The 2,509-nt window shown below is 63.1% G+C and carries 3 protein-coding genes and 2 tRNA genes; 3 read left to right on the top strand and 2 right to left on the bottom strand.

Annotation, left to right across the window (positions count from 1 at the left end; translation table 11 throughout):
- The first annotated feature begins 36 nt into the window (after positions 1-36).
- Both AC1VWL_RS19255 and AC1VWL_RS19250 read left to right on the top strand, forming a co-directional pair.
- Positions 37-111 (top strand) — tRNA-Gln (locus AC1VWL_RS19255).
- Between the two features lie 103 nt (positions 112-214).
- Positions 215-289, top strand: a tRNA-Gln gene (locus AC1VWL_RS19250).
- A 428-nt stretch (positions 290-717) separates the two neighbouring features.
- Here the strand turns inward: AC1VWL_RS19250 and rpsI are convergent.
- Positions 718-1,110 carry a 30S ribosomal protein S9 gene (gene rpsI, locus AC1VWL_RS19245; RefSeq protein ID WP_057626426.1) on the bottom strand — a complete coding sequence of 131 codons (393 nt, stop codon included), beginning with the start codon at positions 1,108-1,110 and terminating at the stop codon, positions 718-720.
- A 2-nt stretch (positions 1,111-1,112) separates the two neighbouring features.
- On the bottom strand, positions 1,113-1,541 hold the full coding sequence (gene rplM / locus AC1VWL_RS19240; RefSeq protein ID WP_282273385.1) for a 50S ribosomal protein L13: 429 nt from the start codon (positions 1,539-1,541) through the stop codon (positions 1,113-1,115).
- Positions 1,542-1,747: 206 nt separating this feature from the next.
- On the opposite strand from rplM, the gene coq7 reads away from it, so the two are divergent.
- The gene (coq7, locus tag AC1VWL_RS19235) at positions 1,748-2,392 is read left to right on the top strand and encodes a 2-polyprenyl-3-methyl-6-methoxy-1,4-benzoquinone monooxygenase (protein ID WP_282273387.1); all 645 of its coding nucleotides are present in this window, start codon (positions 1,748-1,750) and stop codon (positions 2,390-2,392) included.
- The last annotated feature ends 117 nt before the right edge of the window (positions 2,393-2,509 follow it).

Below are 2,509 nucleotides of genomic sequence, written 5' to 3'. Positions count from 1 at the left end.
ATAGCCACCATGGGAAGCAGGTTGAACCTGCACTACAGCCCCGTCGCCAAGCGGTAAGGCATCTGACTCTGACTCAGACATTCGGAGGTTCGAATCCTTCCGGGGCTGCCAAACATGAAAAGGCCTGATCGCAAGATCAGGCCTTTTTTCTATTCAGGACCTTCACACCAGGACCAACCAGCAGGCCGGGTGTGCGATAATCGTCACGCACCATAGCCCCGTCGCCAAGCGGTAAGGCATCTGACTCTGACTCAGACATTCGGAGGTTCGAATCCTTCCGGGGCTGCCAGATATCAAAAGGCCAGATCGAAAGATCTGGCCTTTTTTGTGCCCGGCATTCCGGGTTCCGGGCCCGGGACGAGCAGAGCAAAGGCCCAAGAGCCAAAGCACCCCTCCCCAGCCCTCCCCTGCGCTGTGCGCAAGGGAGGGAGCAAGTGCGGCACTTCCCGCGCCGGATATGCATCGAATGCAGCCATCCACCCCCTCCCTTGCGCGCAGCGCAGGGGAGGGCCGGGGAGGGGTGCTTTGGCTTTGGCTTTGGCTTTGGCTTTGGCTTTGGCTTTGGCTTTGGCTTTGGCTTGGGCTTTGGCTTTGGCCTTGCCCCCAGCTTTGGCGAATCACCAATTCCCAACTCCAATCCCTGAAACGACAAAAGCCCGGCCAAGGCCGGGCTTTTGCCTTCCCAGTGGGATTCCGGAGAATCCCACCCCGAAGCGATTAACGCTTGGAGAACTGGGTGGCGCGACGTGCCTTGTGCAGGCCGACCTTCTTACGCTCGACTTCACGGGCGTCACGGGTCATGAAGCCAGCCTTGCGCAGCTCGGACTTCAGGGTTTCGTCGTACTCGACCAGCGCACGGGCGATGCCCAGACGGATCGCACCGGCCTGGCCGGTGGTGCCGCCGCCGGCAGCAGTGACAAGAATGTCAAAGCTTTCGGTGTTCTGGGTCAGTTCCAGCGGCTGACGCACGATCATGCGTGCAGTCTCACGGCCAAAGAACTCGTCCAGCGGACGGCCATTGACGGTGATGTTGCCAGTGCCCTTGCGCAGGAACACGCGGGCGGTGGAGGACTTGCGGCGGCCAGTGCCGTAGTTTTGAGTGATAGCCATGATTAGATATCCAGAACCTGCGGCTGCTGTGCTGCGTGCGGATGCTCAGTGCCTGCATAGACCTTGAGCTTGCGGTACATCTGACGACCCAGCGGGCCCTTCGGCAGCATGCCCTTGACGGCGGTCTCGATGACGCGCTCCGGGTGACGCTCCAGCGCCTGCTCCAGGGTTTCGGTCTTCAGGTTACCGATGTAGCCTGTGAAGCGATGGTACTTCTTGTCCTTCAGCTTCTTGCCGGTAACAGCAATCTTGTCGGCATTGATGACGACCAGGTAATCACCGGTGTCAACATGCGGGGTGTAAACCGGCTTGTGCTTGCCACGCAGGCGGCGAGCCAGCTCGGTGGAGAGACGGCCCAGCGTCTTGCCGGCGGCGTCAACGAGGTACCAGTCGCGCTGGACGGTCTCGTTCTTTGCAGTGAAAGTGCTCATAAAGAACTCAGGTAGGTCGGGCTGATTGCGGCGAAATGAACCACCGGAACTTTGCCACGCGTTGTGAAGGTGAAACAGAAGAGGCGGGATTGTACTGGCCGCACACCTCCGGCGCAAGCCGACGCCTGAACGGGCACCCCGCCCCGGCCTTGGCAGCTTCACAGCCAGCGGCGAGAATCGGGCAGACCCCACTGCGCTGCCCCGTCATGATCACCGCCCGCGTACAAACGCCACTGGACCACCTGCTGACCGAAGCCCAACGCGCCCTGGACACGGTGTTCGGCAACCCGCCTGCCGCCCGCCCCAACCCGGCCGGCGACACCCCGGAGGTTGTACTGGAGCCAGCTGAAGTCCGCCACGCGGCCGGACTGATGCGCATCAACCATGTCGGCGAGGTCTGCGCGCAAGGCCTGTATTTCGGCCAGGCAGCAGTAGCCCGCGACCCGGCCACGCGCGCGCACCTGCTCGACGCCGCACAGGAAGAGACCGATCACCTGAGCTGGTGCGCGGACCGCCTGCGCGAACTGGACAGCCGCCCCAGCCTGTTCAACCCGCTCTGGTATGCGGGCAGCTACACCATCGGCACGCTGGCCGGCCTGCGCGGTGACGGCTGGAACCTGGGCTTCGTGGTGGAAACCGAGCGCCAGGTGGAAGCGCATCTGGACGAGCACCTGCACACCCTGCCGCCAGCCGACCAGCGCAGCCGCGAGATCCTCAAGGTGATGAAGCTCGACGAAGCGCGCCACGCCGAGCACGCCGAACATGCCGGCGCGCGCAAGCTGCCATTCCCGATCCCGTCGGTGATGGCACTGGCCTCCAAGGCGATGAAGGCCGTGGCCTACCGGATTTAGGGCCCCACCTGTAGTGCCGAGCCATGCTCGGCTGGAGCCTTACCGGGACCGCTTCACCTGTAGCGCCGAGCCATGCTCGGCTGGAGCTTTGCCGGGAAAGGCTCTGCCGAGCATGGC

The organism is Stenotrophomonas sp. STEN063 (assembly GCF_056854515.1).
The sequence above is the reverse complement of the archived record's forward strand: the minus strand, read 5'-3'. Positions and strand labels throughout refer to the sequence as shown.

What these genes read in the sequence shown, in the direction of transcription:
- rpsI (WP_057626426.1), bottom strand. Translation starts at nt 1,110, where the DNA reads ATGGCTATCACTCAAAACTACGGCACTGGCCGCCGCAAGTCCTCCACC.
- rplM (WP_282273385.1), bottom strand. Translation starts at nt 1,541, where the DNA reads ATGAGCACTTTCACTGCAAAGAACGAGACCGTCCAGCGCGACTGGTAC.
- coq7 (WP_282273387.1), top strand. Translation starts at nt 1,748, where the DNA reads ATGATCACCGCCCGCGTACAAACGCCACTGGACCACCTGCTGACCGAA.